Origin of the sequence: Pseudohongiella sp. (assembly GCF_011050365.1) — a bacterium.
In the GTDB taxonomy this organism is placed as follows: Bacteria; Pseudomonadota; Gammaproteobacteria; order Pseudomonadales; family Pseudohongiellaceae; genus Pseudohongiella.
This window is the reverse complement of the sequence record NZ_DRFV01000012.1, coordinates 125,911-141,689: the sequence shown is the minus strand read 5'-3', so window position 1 is coordinate 141,689 and position 15,779 is coordinate 125,911. Positions and strand designations below refer to the sequence as shown.

The window sequence follows — 15,779 nt, the reverse complement described above, 5'->3', positions numbered from 1 at the left end:
TTATGGGCGATTTACCTGACTTCGATACCCTGCTGGCCATGCACCGGGAAAACCCGGAGTCGCTGGAAAAACTGCGACGCCGGTTAACCCGCAAGCTTCTGCACTCGGCCCCGGATAGCACGCGCCAGCGGCTGGAGGGGCTTCAGTTCCGCATTGATATGGAACTGCGCCGGGCCACCAACCCTACCGCGCGCTGTCTTCGGATTTCGGACATGATGCACGATTCTTTTTCCCGCCTGAACCACTGCCTGCAACACCCCTTTGACGAAGTTAGTACGCGACAGAACCGACCCAAGGCTGATATCCTGCCGATGAGTCGGCGTCGTCCGGGCACCGCCCGGTCATCAAAAGACAACGCCGACTCGTCAAAACCCCACTAACAGAGATCGCATGAAATTTTGCCACTATTGCGCCGGCCCGGTGACCCATCACATACCGCCCGGCGACGACAAATTGCGTTATTGCTGTCTTGGCTGCGACGTTGTTTTTTACCAGAATCCGAACAACATAGTCGGCACGCTCCCGGTGACGGGCGACAAGGTTCTGCTTTGCCGACGCGCCATTGAACCACGCAAGGGTTTGTGGACGCTGCCTGCCGGGTTCATGGAAAACGGCGAGACCACGCTGGAAGGAGCTATCCGGGAGACGCGAGAGGAAGCTGGCGCTGAGCTCAATCTGAGCGATGACAGTTTATACGCGCTGTTCAATCTGCCCAATATCAATCAGGTTTACCTGTTTTTCAAGGGCGAACTGGCCAGCAGCGAATTCAGCGCGGGTATCGAAAGCCTGGAAGTAAAACTGTTTACCGAAGCTGAGGTGCCATGGGACGACATCGCATTCGCCGTCGTCAAATCCACTCTGCAGCAGTACTTTGACGACCGCAGGAAACAGCATTTCCCGGTGCGGATGTACGATGTGCGCTATTCTCCGGAACGTAAAGCAGAGATTACACTGATCAGTGAGGGCGGTTGAGCCCGGCCTTGCTGCCCGCCCTGCCTCAATCCGCAAGTATGGGCAGAGGTCCCGGCATCCCTGCCGGGCCAAAGGCATCCCGCCCCCATCCCTGGCTCATGCACTAAATACATATGGGCGATCCCTGCCCGTTTGTCCCTTTTCCGGCTCCAGACTTCTGGCTCCGTGTCCCGCTGACGGTATCACCGTCTTTTATGTCGCTTTCCCTTGATAGCAATGCGTATGATCTGAGCCATACGATCACTTGCAGGGGATAATAATACAATTGTTTGACCAAATGAAACAATTTGTGTCTAAAACACCCCTGTATCGATAAGCTGTGACATTTAAGCGCTGAATGCTTTCATTAATTTTCCGGCACCTGGCGTCAAAAGTCTGCGAGCAGGATCACATCGTAAGCAGGTTCTTCGTAGGGATGGGCAAGTTTGAGTGCCGCAAGCGCCGGTCTGATACAAGCTTCATCACACACCAGTTCCACTTTGGTTTCCGGAACTTGTGTCAGCGTGTCATGCTTCCCGACAAAAGGGTTGGCCCCCGACAGTGGACGGAACTGCCCTTCTCCGGCCGATTGCCAACAACAATTGTCATAGTCGCCCATGCGGCCACCGCCGGCAGCAAACACCGCCGTTTTGACCGCTTCCAGGTGTTCGTCGGGCACATAAAAGCAAAGCTTGTACATGCTTACCTCCCGTCAGTCACGTCACTCGTCTATTTCAGCCAGGCCCGCGCATTGCGGAACATGCGCATGGTGGGCGCATCTTCCTGCCACTCATCCGGACGCCAGGAGTTCTGCACCGCGCGGAAAACCCGCTCGGGATGCGGCATCAGGATGGTGGCACGACCATCCTTGCTGCACACCCCGGCAATACCGGCGGGCGAACCATTGGGGTTCTCCGGATAATGCTCAGTCACCGCACCGTGGTTATCGGCATACTGCAGCGCAATACCGGCTGCGGCCTTCAGCTGCAGCTGATCGCTGCTGCCTTCAAACCGGGCGCGACCTTCGCCATGGGCCACCGCAACCGGGAACAATGAACCTTTCATGCCCTGCAGGAAAGCCGACGGCGACTCCGGCACCGTCAGCAGGCTGACCCGTGCCTCAAACTGCTCAGAGCGGTTGCGCTCAAATCGTGGCCAGTTGTCGGCACCCGGGATCAGTTCATGCAGCAGAGACATCATCTGGCAGCCATTGCAGACGCCCAGCGACAGGGTATTGGCACGTTCAAAAAACGCCGCAAACTGTTGCCGCAACGGATCATTGAACAGCACCGATTTGGCCCAGCCGCCGCCGGCGCCCAGCACATCCCCGTAGGAGAACCCGCCACAGGCAGCCAACACGTTGAACGCGGCCAGATCCACGCTGCCGTTGACAATATCGCTCATGTGCACGTCAATCGCACGGAAACCGGCGCGATCAAATGCCGCCGCCATTTCCACATGGCCGTTGACCCCCTGTTCACGCAACACCGCAACAGCAGGGCGCACGCCGGTATTGATAAACGGCGCGGCAATGTCCTTGTTGACGTCATAACTCAGGCGGGCCTGCAGACCCGGATCTTTTTTATCCAGCAGACGTTCAAACTCCTGCTCGGCGCTTTCCGGGTTGTCACGCAAAGCCTGCAGCTCGTAACTGGTGCGCGCCCACACTTGCTGACACGCCACCCGGCTGCGCTCCAGCAACAAGCGGCCGGCGTTAAAGACACGCAAGTTCGGATGGCTTGTCGGCTGTCCGATGACACTGGTGCAGTCAGACAGGCCCTGCTCCTCGATAATACTCAGCACCGTGTTGAGCTGTGCGTGAGAAACCTGCAGCACCGCGCCGGGCTCTTCACTGAACAGCACATCGATGGCGTTGGTCTCCGGGTGTAACAGCTCAGCCAGTTGAATATCCAGGCCGCAATGGCCGGCAAACGCCATTTCTGCCAGTGTCACCATGACACCGCCATCAGAGCGATCGTGATAGGCCAGCAGCAACTCCTGGGCATTCAATTGCTGCACCAGGCTAAAGAAATTTTTCAGATCCTGGGCACTGTCCAGATCCGCCGGCACATCGCCCAGCTCGCGATAGACCTGCGCCAACGCTGAACCACCCATACGATTGCGGCCCCGGCCAAGGTCAATCAGCAGCAGGTCTGTCTCGCCTTTGTCGGTACGCAGCTGTGGTGTTACTGTGCGCCGGATATCGAGCACCGGTGCGAACGCCGAAATCACCAGCGACAAGGGTGAGGTGTTGCTCTTTTGCTCTCCCTTGTCCTGCCAGACTGTGCGCATTGACATTGAGTCCTTGCCCACCGGGATACAGATGCCCAGGTCCGGACACAGTTCCATGCCCACAGCGCGAACCGTTTCGTACAGACGCGCGTCTTCGCCCGGGTGACCGGCTGCGACCATCCAGTTGGCGGATAATTTGATATCACGTATATCGTTGATACGGGCGCAGGCAATATTGGTGATCGCTTCAGCCACCGCCATACGACCGGAGGCCGGCGCATCCAGCAAGGCCACGGGGGTACGCTCACCCATCGCCATGGCTTCGCCACAATAGCTGTCAAATGCGGACGCCGTCACGGCCGCATCGGCCACCGGCACCTGCCAGGGGCCGACCATCTGGTCGCGACTGACCAGACCGGTCACCGTTCGATCGCCAATGGTGATCAGGAAGCTCTTGCTGGCCACCGCAGGCAAACTCAGGACCCGTTCCAGCGCCTCATCCAACTCGATCTGTGCTGTGTCCAGTGCCACCGGCTCAATGCCTGCACTGACCGCATCACGGTGCATGCGCGGCGGTTTGCCAAACAGCACCGACATCGGCAGATCAATCGGCAGGTTGTCAAAATGCGAATCCTGCACACGAATAACGTCTTCGTCCGTGGCTTCACCAACCACCGCATGCGGACAGCGTTCGCGTCGGCAGATGGCTTCAAACTGCGCGAGCTGGGCCGGCATTACCGCCAGCACATAACGCTCCTGCGCCTCGTTGCACCAAATCTCCAGCGGCGACATGCCAGACTCGGCATTGGGGATATTGCGCAATTGAAATATGCCGCCACTCTCACCGTCTTTCACCAGCTCCGGCAAGGCATTGGACAAACCACCGGCACCCACATCGTGGATAAAGGCAATGGGGTTGTCATCACCCATCTGCCAGCACTGATCGATGACTTCCTGACAGCGTCGCTGCATTTCCGGATTTTCCCGTTGCACCGAGGCAAAGTCCAGTTCGGCGGCGCTGGCGCCAGCGGCCATGGATGAGGCGGCGCCGCCACCCAGCCCGATCAACATCGCCGGACCACCGAGCACAATCAGTTTGGCGCCCGGCTTGAACGCATGCTTCTGTACGTGTTGCTCGCGAATATTGCCCAGACCACCGGCAATCATGATGGGCTTGTGGTAGCCGCGAACTTCATGGCCATTGGCCGAGGGCACCGATTCCTCGTAGGTGCGGAAATAACCACACAGGTTCGGGCGACCGAATTCATTGTTGAACGCGGCGGCACCGATCGGACCTTCCAGCATGATATCCAGCGCCGACACGATATGCCCCGGGCGACCAAAGTCCTCTTCCCAGGGCTGTATCAGATCCGGAATACGCAAATTGGAGACACTGAACCCGCACAGGCCCGCTTTGGGCTTGGCGCCAGTGCCGGTGGCACCCTCGTCGCGGATCTCACCACCGTTGCCGGTTGCCGCACCCGGGAATGGCGCAATTGCGGTGGGATGATTGTGGGTTTCCACCTTCATCAGGATATGAATGGGTTCCTGGGTATAGGCGTACTCATGACTCTGTGGCTGCGGGAAGAATCGGCCGCCTTCACTGCCACACATCACGGCAGCGTTGTCCTTGTAAGCCGACAACACCTTGTCCGGGGATTTTTTATGGGTGTTGCGGATCATCGCAAACAGCGACAAATCCTGATCAATTCCGTCCAGTGTCCAGCTGGCATTAAAAATTTTGTGGCGACAGTGCTCGGAGTTCGCCTGTGCAAACATCATCAGCTCTATGTCTGTCGGATTTCGTCCCAGACGCTGGAAGGATTCCAGCAGATAGTCCATTTCATCCTCAGCCAGCGCCAGCCCCATACTCTGGTTGGCACTTTGCAGCGCCGGTTTACCCGCAGCCAGGACGTCAACCGTTGCCAGCACGCCGGGTTCTGCATGCGAGAACAGACATCCCGCCTCATCCACATCGGCCAGCACCGCCTGCGTCATTTTATCGTGCAGGTAACCATCCAGCGCCAACAGCTCGGTGTCGGATAAGGCTTTGTTGATCACGATATCCCAGACAATGCCGCGCTCAATACGCGAAATGGCTTCCAGGCCGCAATTGCGCACAATATCGGTGGCCTTGCTGGACCAGGGGGAAATGGTGCCCGGTCGCGGTACCACCAGCCGTGTAATGCCATGGGCTACGTCACGGACATCGTCCTGCTCAATGCCCTGGCCGTAGGCCAGCAATTGCCCCAGCATCTTCAGCTCATCGGATGAGGGCTCCCGGTCACACTCGGCAATATGCACAAAGTGTGATGCCAGCGCTTGCACGGCAGGCAATTCGCGCTGCACATTACGCAGCAGTTTACGAAGTCGGAAGTCGGAATGCGCGGTGCTGCCAGTGAGAACAAGCATTGTGTCTGATAGCCTTAAAGTCAGTCGAGCCGGAAGAAGAAACCTGCAGAATTCGGGGCGATATGATACGCCATTTACCAGCAAAAATCAGACAATTATTGCGACCCGGAACCCGCCTCGGGTGCCGGCTCCTTGCCTACCCGACGATCGCGGCGCTGCCGGAAAAACTGTTTCATCAGCGCCGAAGCCTCATCTGCCAGAATACCGCTGCTGACCTCCAGTTCATGGTTGTACACACCATTCTCCAGCAATCGCTGCCCGCTACTGACAGCGCCATAACGCGGCTCGGCAGCCCCGAATACCAGTCGCTCAATGCGGGCATGGATAATCGCCCCAAGGCACATGGTGCAGGGTTCAATCGTGACATACAGAGTGCAACCCGGCAGGCGGTAATTCTCCAGCGTCTGCCCGGCATCACGCAGGGCACAGATTTCCGCGTGAGCCGAGGGGTCATGGCTGCCAACAGGCTGATTAAAACCCTGGCCCACGACCTGCCCGTTCTTGACGATGACAGCCCCAACCGGCACCTCATCGTGACTGCCGGCCCGGCGAGCGAGGCTCAGCGCTGCACGCATAAAAGCGATATCGTCGGACAGTGCGCCATCTCCCTGAGCCCCATTTTTACTGTCACCGCTACTGGTAAGATCGGTCACTGTTTTCCTCCTGCCGCTGCGCTGATGCAGCGCTTATTCTAACGGCAGCTCTGGCAAGGGCGCCAGTGTCATCTAGCGTGGCCCGTCAGCTAGCGGACAATCAATGACTACACATCATAGGTGTGAAAGGCCGACAAGCGGAAATTAACAATGCAGGCTGGCTAACAATCGGGCGGGATCACCGTAATACCGGCGACAATCAGGTTCTGGGGGGGATAACCATTCTTGCTGCAGGATGGCCATCCCCCGTCAACCTGGTGACAGATTAGAAGTAGAATCTCATACCAATCTGCAAGGTTGTAATATTGTCTTCAATCGAATCATCAGTCGCGAAGACATCATCCGTGGCCAGCTGGAAATTGATCGCCGTGGAAATCGCCATGTAGGGGCGGACAAACCATTTAACGCCAGTCTCTATATCGAATACGGCACCATCGCCGTCGTCCAGATCGCTCTCTGTATCAAAATCTCCGTCGTCGAAACTGACGGAGCCAAGACCGACTGCAGCCCCGAGATAGGGCACCCAGCGGCTGTCGCGGTTGAAGTTGTACTCGGTGAACACGCCGACATCAACGCGATCGACCCCACCAAAATCTGATGCACCGACCTGGGCACCAACTTCCCAACCATCCTGCAGGAAGTAGCCATACGATCCATCGAGGTCATAATCCAGTCTGTCAAAATCAGGAAATTCAAGTCGACCCGACAGGCTGACTTCCTTTGTTCCACGATCCAGCATGGGAGACCAGTTGTTATCCTGGGCCAGGGTGTAGCCGCTGCCTGTCATCAGCACGGCGGACATGAGTATTGCGCTTTTTTTAAGTTTCATACGTCTCTCCAATGAGTTAATGCTTCCTTAAAAAACCCCAAATTTTCAGGGTCACGGCAGTGGACCTGCTGACTGCCAGAAAATTACATGTTTTTGGAGTTTTTATTGGTTAAGGGGCTGGAACGGGAATCATATGCAGAAATGACATTTACTGGCATGGGCGAAAAAGACGTCGCCCTTGGCCGGGATGATGTGAGCAAATGTCGCGATAGCGATGACGCGGAAGAACTGAAGGTCAGGCTGACTCGCGCGAGCCTGATGTCGGCACCAGGGTTCGATCTGGATAATTGATTTGCTGATCTCCGGTTATCGGCGAAATAAAAAAACGGCAGCAACGAAAGTCGCTGCCGTTGTCATTATTCCCACTCAATCGTCGCCGGTGGTTTTGACGAAATATCGTAGGTCACACGCGAGACATCGGTGATTTCGTTGATGATGCGATTGCTGACAGTTTCCAGCATCTCGTAAGGCAGGTGCGCCCAGCGCGCTGTCATGAAGTCGATGGTCTCCACCGCCCGCAAGGCAATGACGTAGGAATAGCGACGCGCGTCGCCCACCACACCGACCGATTTCACCGGCAGAAAGACGGCAAAGGCCTGACTGGTTTTGTGATAGAAGTCGGCTTTGTGCAGCTCTTCAATGAAAATGGCATCAGCGCGACGCAGCACGTCGCAGTATTGCTTTTTCACTTCACCCAGAATACGCACGCCCAGACCCGGGCCGGGGAACGGGTGACGATAAACCATGTCATACGGCAGGCCCAGCTCCAGGCCGATGCGACGCACCTCATCCTTGAACAGTTCGCGCAGTGGTTCCACCAGCTTTAGTGCCATGTGCTCAGGCAGACCACCGACATTGTGGTGCGACTTGATAACATGAGCCTTGCCGGTCCGGGATCCGGCCGATTCAATCACATCCGGGTAGATGGTGCCTTGCGCCAACCAGCGCACGTTGTCGATTTTTGAAGCCTCCTGATCGAACACTTCAATAAAGGTATTGCCGATGGCCTTGCGTTTCAGCTCCGGGTCACTGACCCCGGCAAGGCGGTCAAGAAACATGTCTTCAGCATCCACTCTGATGACCTTCACACCCATGTTCTGGGCGAAGGTCGCCATCACCTGGTCGCCTTCGTTCAGACGCAGCAACCCGTTATCAACAAACACACAGGTGAGCTGATCACCAATGGCTTTGTGCAGCAATGCGGCAACCACTGACGAATCAACGCCGCCGGACAAACCCAGCAACACGTGATCATTGCCAACCTGCTCACGCACGGTGTTGATGGCATCCTCAATGATATTGGCGGCTGTCCACAGTGCATCGCAGCCACATATTTTACTTACAAATCGTTCCAGTATGCGCTGGCCCTGCAGCGTGTGGGTCACTTCCGGATGAAACTGTACGCCGTAGAACTGACGCGACTCGTCAGCCATGGCAGCGATCGGAGCGCTATCGGTTTCAGCACTGACAACAAAACCTGGCGGCAGCCGAACCACTTTGTCACCGTGGCTCATCCATACATCCAGTTGCGGAACGCCGCCTTCAGCCATGCGATCCTCGATGCCCTCAAACAAGGCACCTGGCGCTGGCAGATCCACTTCAGCATAACCAAATTCGGATTTATCAGACGCCTCGACCTTGCCGCCCAGCCTGGCCGCCATGGTCTGCATGCCATAACAGATACCCAGCAATGGCAAACCCAGCGTAAACAGATAGTCAGCAGCCTGGGGCGAGTCAGCCAGCGTGGCGGTCTCCGGTCCGCCCGAGAAAATGATACCCTGGGCGGCAAACGCCCGGACTTCGTCCTCGGTACACTGGTAGTCCCAGATTTCACAATACACACCGAGTTCACGGACCCGGCGGGCAATCAATTGCGTGTACTGTGACCCAAAGTCCAGAATCAGAATTTTCTGGCTATGAATATTTTGCTGACTCATGCGTGGAATGCCTTGCTCATGTCCGAGTTGATACTCAACTCATGCGATAGTTGGGTGCTTCCTTGGTAATGCTCACATCATGAACATGACTTTCCTGCATACCGGACGCGGTGATTTTGACAAATTCGGGTTTGGTCCGCATCTCGTCCATGGTGGCGCAGCCGGTGTAACCCATGCTGGAGCGCAAACCGCCCATCAGCTGATGAACAATGCTGGACATGGTTCCTTTGTAAGGCACCCGACCCTCAATACCTTCGGGCACCAGCTTTTCCACGCCGGAGGACGCATCCTGGAAGTAGCGGTCGCTGGAGCCCTGGCTTTGTGACATGGCGCCCATTGAACCCATGCCACGGTAGGCCTTGTAGCTGCGCCCCTGAAACAGTTCAACTTCGCCGGGTGCTTCTTCGGTACCGGCAAGCAGGCTGCCAATCATGACCACATGTGCTCCGGCAGCGACCACTTTGGCGATGTCGCCGGAAAAACGGATACCACCGTCAGAGATAACACAGACATCCGTATCTTTAAGAGCATCGACCACGTTGGACACGGCGGTGATCTGCGGCACACCCACACCGGTGACGATGCGCGTGGTACAGATGGAACCCGGACCAATACCCACCTTGACGGCATCAGCACCGGCATCAGCCAGGTCGCGCGCAGCCTGGGCGGTAGCGATATTACCGCCAATCACTGCCAGTTCCGGGTACAGGCCCTTGATCCGACGGACCATGTCCAGAACGCCAGCTGAATGCCCGTGCGCGGTATCCACAACGATAACATCCACGCCCGCTTCAGCCAGTGCATTGACACGGTCTTCAGTGTCGGCGCTGGTACCCACCGCTGCGGCGACACGCAGGCGACCCTGCTGATCCTTGGAGGCGTTGGGGAAATCTTCCGACTTGCGGATATCTTTCAGCGTTATCAGACCACGTAGCTCGAATTCATCATTGACCACCAGGATTTTTTCAATCCGGTGCTGATGCAACAACTCTTTGATCTCTTCATGACTGGCATCTTCTTTTGCCGTCACCAGACTCTGCTTGGGAGTCATGATGGTCTCGACTTTGGCGTTGAGATTGCTCTCGAAACGCACGTCACGACTGGTCACGATACCAACCAATTGACGACCGACCACCACCGGCATACCGGAAATGTCGTTTTCACGCATCAAGGCGATCAAATCACTGATTCGCGCCTCGGGAGAAATGGTTATCGGATCCTTGACCACGCCACTTTCGTACTTTTTCACCTGACGCACTTCGCGAGCCTGCTGCTCAATGCTCATGTTTTTATGTATGACACCGATGCCCCCTTCCTGCGCCATGGCAATAGCAAGACGCGCTTCCGTCACAGTATCCATGGCCGAAGACATCAGGGGAATATTCAGGGCTATACTCGCAGTCAAACGCGTTTTCAGGCTGACAGCTTTGGGGAGTACAGAGGAGTGGGCGGGCAGAAGCAGAACATCGTCGAATGTCAGCGCTTCTTCAGCAATGCGTAACATAAGTTTTCACCTATCCACAAAAAGCGGATTATACAGATGTGGCGGGCCAAGGTAAACCGGCATCTATGATACCTGCATCGGCTGGGTTAACATGCACGGATGAACCCGGACATCCCTTCATTTCAACAATTCGATGCACGTGACGCCGGCGGTGATAACCGCGTCCTGAGCGTCAGCAGCCTGAACCGATTGGCCCGTGGCCTGCTGGAAGACTGTTTTCCGTCCGTCACCGTAGAGGGTGAAATTTCCAACCTCGCGCAGCCCGGCTCCGGGCACTGGTATCTCACCTTAAAAGACGATGGCGCCCAGATCCGCTGCGCCATGTTCCGCAACCGCAATACCTCCGTGCGCTTTCGGCCCACCAATGGCATGCAGGTAGTGGTGCGCGGCAAACTCAGTATTTATGAAGGCCGCGGTGACTATCAGCTGATACTGGACAGCATGCAGGACGCCGGTGCCGGCGCTCTGCAGCGCGCTTTTGATGAACTGAAACAGAAACTGACCCGCGAAGGCCTGTTTGATGCCGGGCTGAAACAGCCCCTGCCAGCACATGTCCGGCACGTTGCGGTGATCACCTCCCCAACCGGCGCGGTAATCAGGGACATCATCAGCGTATTCCGGCGCCGGTTTCCGGCAATGCAGGTTACCGTGTTGCCGGTACCAGTGCAGGGCCAGGAATCCGCACCCGCAATCATTCAGGCGCTGCACAATGCTGAACGACGCCGACATGAGCTGGGCATCGACGTGGTGCTGCTGGCGCGCGGCGGTGGTTCGCTGGAGGATCTGCAGGCCTTTAATGAAGAGTCGGTGGCGCGCGCCATCCATGCCTGCGCCCTGCCCGTGGTCAGCGCGGTCGGTCACGAAACCGATATCACCATTGCCGACTTTGTAGCCGATTTGCGTGCGCCAACCCCTTCGGCCGCTGCCGAGCTGCTCAGTCCGGACCAGGCACAACTGCGCATGGCATTGCAGAATCAACAGAACAAGCTGGTGCGCCAGATGCAAACACTGCTCAATCAACGCAGCCAACAGCTCGACTGGTTACGCAAACGCCTCCAGCATCCGGGCCGTCGTTTGCAGGAACAGTCGCAGGCACTGATACAACTGGACGCCCGACTGCAACGAGCCATGTTGCGCTTTTTGGAGCAGCGACGCAGCAATCTGCAAATGCTGGCACGCAATCTGGAAAACATCAGTCCGTTGCAAACCCTGCAGCGCGGCTACAGCATCACCCGCACCCCCGAAGGCAAACTTATCAGCTCATCATCCCGGGTCAGACCCGGCGATGATATTATCAGCACGCTGGCCACAGGCCAGATTATCAGTACAGTCAAGGAGATCAAGGCATGAACAAACGCGAGCAACAGCGTCTGATTCGCGAACAGAAACAACAGCAGGCCGAACAGCAGGCCAAATTGCGCAAAAACATATCGCGCCTGACCATGATCGTTGTCATACCACTGGTACTCATCAGCATTGTTTACGGTCTGATGGGCCGGGGCGAAGTCTATCCACCCGACCAGGTCAGTGAACTGGATCATGTCAAAGGCAGCCCCGACGGGGTCACACTGGTGGTCTACGCTGACTTCCAGTGCCCTGCCTGTGCCACCGAACACCGGGTGATGAGCCAGGCCTGGCCTCGCATCGCACCGAATGCACAATTGGTGTTCCGGCATTACCCATTGACCTCAACCCACCGCTTTGCCTGGACCGCCGCGTTATATGCCGAAGCCGCCGGGCGACAGGGAAAATTCTGGGAAATGCATGATCAGCTATTTCTCAATCAGGCTTACTGGTCTGCATTGAGCGAGGTTGAAGACGAATTTGATGGTTATCTTGAGCAGCTCGACCTGGATGTCGCGCAGGCACACCTGGACATGGACGATGAAACCTTGCTGCAGAAGGTGCGCAATGATCAGCGGGGCGGGACCAGTGCCGGGGTGCGATCAACACCCGCGCTGTTCGTCAACGGCCGCTTGACACCCGTGCCGCAGAACCCGATCGACATGATCTCCGTGGTCAACCGCGCACGCGAAGCCAGTGCCGAGTAGGTCAGGGACAGCGTAGCTCGCGTCAGTGCGGCAACAGCCGGCGATGTGTGTGTATCGACATCAGAATGCCAAACCCGGTCAGCAATGTGATGGCAGAGGTGCCACCGTAGCTGACCAGCGGCAGCGGTACACCGACTACCGGCAAAATACCTGACACCATGCCCATGTTGACCACAACATAAATGCAGAAGGTCAGCGACAGACTGACGCCGAGCAAACGACTGAAGGTTTCTTTGGCCTGCCAACTGATGAACAGCCCCCGGCCAACGATAAAGAGGTATAGCGAAAGCAGCACCACAATGCCTAACAGGCCAAACTCTTCACCGATGACAGCCAGGATAAAGTCGGTGGACGACTCCGGCAGAAAGTCCAGCCGCGACTGGGTACCGTTTAGCCAGCCCTTGCCCATCAGCCCGCCCGAGCCCATGGCGATGGTAGACTGAATAATATTCCAGCCCGCGCCCAGCGGATCAGCTTCGGGATTGAACAGTGTGTCCACCCTTCGGCGCTGGTAATCCTCCAGCACAAACATATACATCAATGGAATTGCAATGACGGTGAGCAGGCCTGCTGCGGACAGGATGCGCCAGGACAGCCCGGCAAAGAACACCACTATCAGGCCCGACATCCCTACCAGGATAGATGTGCCCAGGTCGGGCTGAGTAGCAATCAGAAAGCTGGGGATACCGACGATTATCAGGCTGACAACGATATCGTGCCACCGCGGCGGCAATGCGACTTTGCTGAAATACCACGCCACCATGACCGGTAACGAAAGCTTCATCAACTCCGAAGGCTGGAATACCCCGAGGCCGGGAATCGCCAGCCAGCGCTGCGCACCATTGACGACGGTACCAAAAAACAGCACCAGTACCAGCAATACGGTGACAACAGCAAATGCCGGCATTGCCCAGTAGCGATAAGTGCGCGGCGGTATCTGCGCGATGATCAGCAAGGCGGAGAAACCGATGCCCAGACGAATCGCCTGCCGGATAACGGAATCCATGTCTTCGCCACTGGCACTGTACAGTACGAACAGCCCCAGACAGCACACCGTCAACGCAGCCACCAGTAATGGCACATCAATATGTAAACGCCAGGCGAGTGTGCGTTCCTGCGTACCCAGCTCGAATCGGGGATGGATCGCTCGTCTCGTCAGCTCAGACATATTGGAATCGTTCGGGCGCTCAGCGCGGGAATTAAAGCCGCAGGGTAGCGCAAGCGGCGTTTTAAGTCTATGCTCAGGAATCTTTGCCGTAAAACCCGATCACCACATAACAAGGAGCAATCATGTCGATATCAGGCGCAATAAATCGAGGCGTGGACAGCATTGGCAATAACACCCAGACTTTGGCCTGGACGCTGCTTCGCGTTCTTGCCAGTGCGATGTTCATGACCCATGGCTGGCCCAAGATGTTTGGCGAGCAGGCTCAGCCCTTTCTGGGCGGCATGGGATTCTTCGGCATTGACCTCTACGTGAACATGTTATGGATTGCCGGCGCGATTGAGTTATTCGGTGGCGCCTTGCTGGTACTGGGCCTGTTTACCCGTTACGTTGCTTTGCTGGCCGCCATCTTGATGGTAATGGCCTACCTCACTGCGCATCCGGCCTGGTTTCCGACTCTCAACAATGGCGAATTGGCGACCATGTATTTCCTGGTCTACTTTGCCATCTTCGCCTTTGGTCCCGGCAAAATCAGTTTGGACTCTATGATTCGCGGCCGACGCTAACCCGCACCCGTGCTGGCTGGCGGACGACGCAGCTGACTGCTGCGTTGCCCGCCCGCACTGTTCAGTGGTCACGCGACCTGGCGATTTTGCGGTTTTTGGTGATACGACGTTTCTGTGCTACCTGTCGCCCGGATAAGCCTTTCTCATGCTGAACGTAAGGATTTTCATCGCTGCGCAGCTCAATCCGTACCGGTGTGCCTTCCAGCTTCAGCACCTTTCTGAAGGTTTTCTCCAGATAGCGTTTGTAAGAATCGGGTAGCTTATCCGTCTGCTTGCCATGAATCACAATAATGGGTGGATTCTGTCCGCCCGCGTGCGCATAACGCAGCTTGATGCGTCGACCATTGATCATCGGTGGCGAATGATCCAGCACAGCATCCTGCAGGGTTTTAGTCAGCACGTTGGTACCCAGGTCACGTTTTGCCGAATCATAGGCGACATGGATAGACTTATACAGATCACCTACACCCGTGCCATGCAGCGCCGAGATAAAGTGGATAGCGGCAAAATCAACAAAGGCAAAACGACGCCGGATATCGCTCTTGACCCGCTCTTTCTGCTCGGTATCCATGCCGTCCCATTTGTTCAGGGCGATCACAAGCGCACGGCCGGCATCCACTACGTAACCCAGCAGATGCAGGTCCTGCTCAACTATACCGGTACGCGCATCCACCACCAGTATGACCACATTGGCATCCTGAATCGCAGTCAGTGATTTCACCACTGAAAATTTCTCCACCGTTTCGGTGGTTTTACCACGTCGCCGAATACCGGCGGTATCAATCAGCGTGTAGCGATGACCGTGACGTTCGAAAGGGATGTAAACGCTGTCGCGTGTGGTACCGCCCTCATCAAAGACAACAACGCGCTCCTCTCCCAGCATCCGGTTGACCAGTGTGGACTTGCCCACATTGGGGCGTCCCGCGATGGCGATACGAATGCCTTCATCGGCACGATCATCTTCGGGAACCGGTTCGGGGAAACCGTTTAGCACGGACTCCAGCAACTTGGCGATGCCCCGGCCCTGGGATGCGGTAATGGGAAAAACCTGTTCGATACCCAGGCCATAGAAGTCACCCATGGCGACATTCTCGTCAATGCCGTCAACTTTGTTGACCACCAGGTGCGCGGGTTTACCGAGCTTGCGCAAATGCTCAACAATCTGGGTATCACCCGGGTTGAGGCCGGCGCGACCATCAACCAGAAGCAGAACCACATCAGCTTCCTCAATCGCCAGTAACGACTGCGAGGCCATCTGGAAATCAATCCCCTGCTCACCACCCTCCAGACCGCCGGTATCAATGACGATAAAGGGTTTATCGCCTCCTTTGCCCTCGCCATACTGCCGGTCACGGGTCAGACCGGAAAAATCCGCCACAATGGCATCGCGACTACGGGTAAGCCGGTTAAACAGGGTGGATTTACCCACGTTCGGTCGCCCAACAAGGGCCAGTACGGGTTTCATAGAATATCCAGATA

At 56.5% G+C, this 15,779-nt stretch carries 14 protein-coding genes; 6 read left to right on the top strand and 8 right to left on the bottom strand.

The window, feature by feature from the left end; all coding sequences use genetic code 11:
* The first annotated feature begins 2 nt into the window (after window positions 1–2).
* Both ENH71_RS10960 and ENH71_RS10955 read left to right on the top strand, forming a co-directional pair.
* Complete coding sequence (locus ENH71_RS10960) at window positions 3–380, top strand: DUF3135 domain-containing protein (protein ID WP_294131791.1); 378 nt, start codon at window positions 3–5, stop codon at window positions 378–380.
* Between the two features lie 10 nt (window positions 381–390).
* Window positions 391–972 carry an NUDIX hydrolase gene (locus ENH71_RS10955; RefSeq protein ID WP_294131789.1) on the top strand — a complete coding sequence of 194 codons (582 nt, stop codon included), beginning with the start codon at window positions 391–393 and terminating at the stop codon, window positions 970–972.
* 367 nt (window positions 973–1,339) lie between these two features.
* Here the strand turns inward: ENH71_RS10955 and ENH71_RS10950 are convergent, their stop codons facing one another.
* From ENH71_RS10950 to ENH71_RS10935, 4 genes are all read right to left on the bottom strand, one after another.
* Window positions 1,340–1,651: a YqfO family protein gene (locus ENH71_RS10950; RefSeq protein WP_294131787.1), complete on the bottom strand. Its 312-nt coding sequence runs from the start codon at window positions 1,649–1,651 to the stop codon at window positions 1,340–1,342.
* 29 nt (window positions 1,652–1,680) lie between these two features.
* Window positions 1,681–5,595: a phosphoribosylformylglycinamidine synthase gene (purL, locus tag ENH71_RS10945; RefSeq protein ID WP_294137817.1), complete on the bottom strand. Its 3,915-nt coding sequence runs from the start codon at window positions 5,593–5,595 to the stop codon at window positions 1,681–1,683.
* A 95-nt stretch (window positions 5,596–5,690) separates the two neighbouring features.
* Window positions 5,691–6,248 (bottom strand): tRNA adenosine(34) deaminase TadA, encoded by a 558-nt coding sequence (gene tadA, locus ENH71_RS10940; protein ID WP_414704691.1) that lies wholly within the window; start codon window positions 6,246–6,248, stop codon window positions 5,691–5,693.
* 265 nt (window positions 6,249–6,513) lie between these two features.
* The gene (locus ENH71_RS10935) at window positions 6,514–7,077 is read right to left on the bottom strand and encodes a hypothetical protein (RefSeq protein ID WP_294132061.1); all 564 of its coding nucleotides are present in this window, start codon (window positions 7,075–7,077) and stop codon (window positions 6,514–6,516) included.
* A gap of 87 nt (window positions 7,078–7,164) precedes the next feature.
* On the opposite strand from ENH71_RS10935, the gene ENH71_RS10930 reads away from it, so the two are divergent.
* Window positions 7,165–7,368, top strand: coding sequence for a hypothetical protein (locus tag ENH71_RS10930; RefSeq protein WP_294132064.1), 204 nt, complete (start codon window positions 7,165–7,167; stop codon window positions 7,366–7,368).
* Between the two features lie 65 nt (window positions 7,369–7,433).
* Here ENH71_RS10930 and guaA read toward each other — a convergent pair whose 3' ends face one another.
* Both guaA and guaB read right to left on the bottom strand, forming a co-directional pair.
* Complete coding sequence (guaA, locus tag ENH71_RS10925) at window positions 7,434–9,014, bottom strand: glutamine-hydrolyzing GMP synthase (RefSeq protein ID WP_294132067.1); 1,581 nt, start codon at window positions 9,012–9,014, stop codon at window positions 7,434–7,436.
* A 34-nt stretch (window positions 9,015–9,048) separates the two neighbouring features.
* Window positions 9,049–10,518 carry an IMP dehydrogenase gene (gene guaB, locus ENH71_RS10920; protein WP_294132069.1) on the bottom strand — a complete coding sequence of 490 codons (1,470 nt, stop codon included), beginning with the start codon at window positions 10,516–10,518 and terminating at the stop codon, window positions 9,049–9,051.
* 99 nt (window positions 10,519–10,617) lie between these two features.
* Here guaB and xseA point away from each other — a divergent pair, with 99 nt between their 5' ends.
* Together xseA and ENH71_RS10910 are read left to right on the top strand one after the other, a co-directional pair.
* Complete coding sequence (xseA, locus tag ENH71_RS10915) at window positions 10,618–11,868, top strand: exodeoxyribonuclease VII large subunit (protein ID WP_294132075.1); 1,251 nt, start codon at window positions 10,618–10,620, stop codon at window positions 11,866–11,868.
* Window positions 11,865–12,569 (top strand): DsbA family protein, encoded by a 705-nt coding sequence (locus ENH71_RS10910; protein WP_294132078.1) that lies wholly within the window; start codon window positions 11,865–11,867, stop codon window positions 12,567–12,569. Before xseA ends, ENH71_RS10910 begins: the two co-directional genes overlap by 4 nt.
* Before the next feature lie 22 nt (window positions 12,570–12,591).
* On the opposite strand, the gene rodA is transcribed toward ENH71_RS10910, so the two are convergent.
* Window positions 12,592–13,737, bottom strand: coding sequence for a rod shape-determining protein RodA (gene rodA, locus ENH71_RS10905; protein ID WP_294132080.1), 1,146 nt, complete (start codon window positions 13,735–13,737; stop codon window positions 12,592–12,594).
* A 122-nt stretch (window positions 13,738–13,859) separates the two neighbouring features.
* Between rodA and ENH71_RS10900 the strand changes: the two genes are divergently transcribed.
* Window positions 13,860–14,300, top strand: coding sequence for a DoxX family protein (locus ENH71_RS10900; RefSeq protein ID WP_294132083.1), 441 nt, complete (start codon window positions 13,860–13,862; stop codon window positions 14,298–14,300).
* A gap of 61 nt (window positions 14,301–14,361) precedes the next feature.
* On the opposite strand, the gene der is transcribed toward ENH71_RS10900, so the two are convergent.
* A complete protein-coding gene (gene der, locus ENH71_RS10895) occupies window positions 14,362–15,765 on the bottom strand; it encodes a ribosome biogenesis GTPase Der (protein WP_294132086.1) in 1,404 nt (467 codons plus the stop codon).
* Window positions 15,766–15,779: the final 14 nt, after the last annotated feature.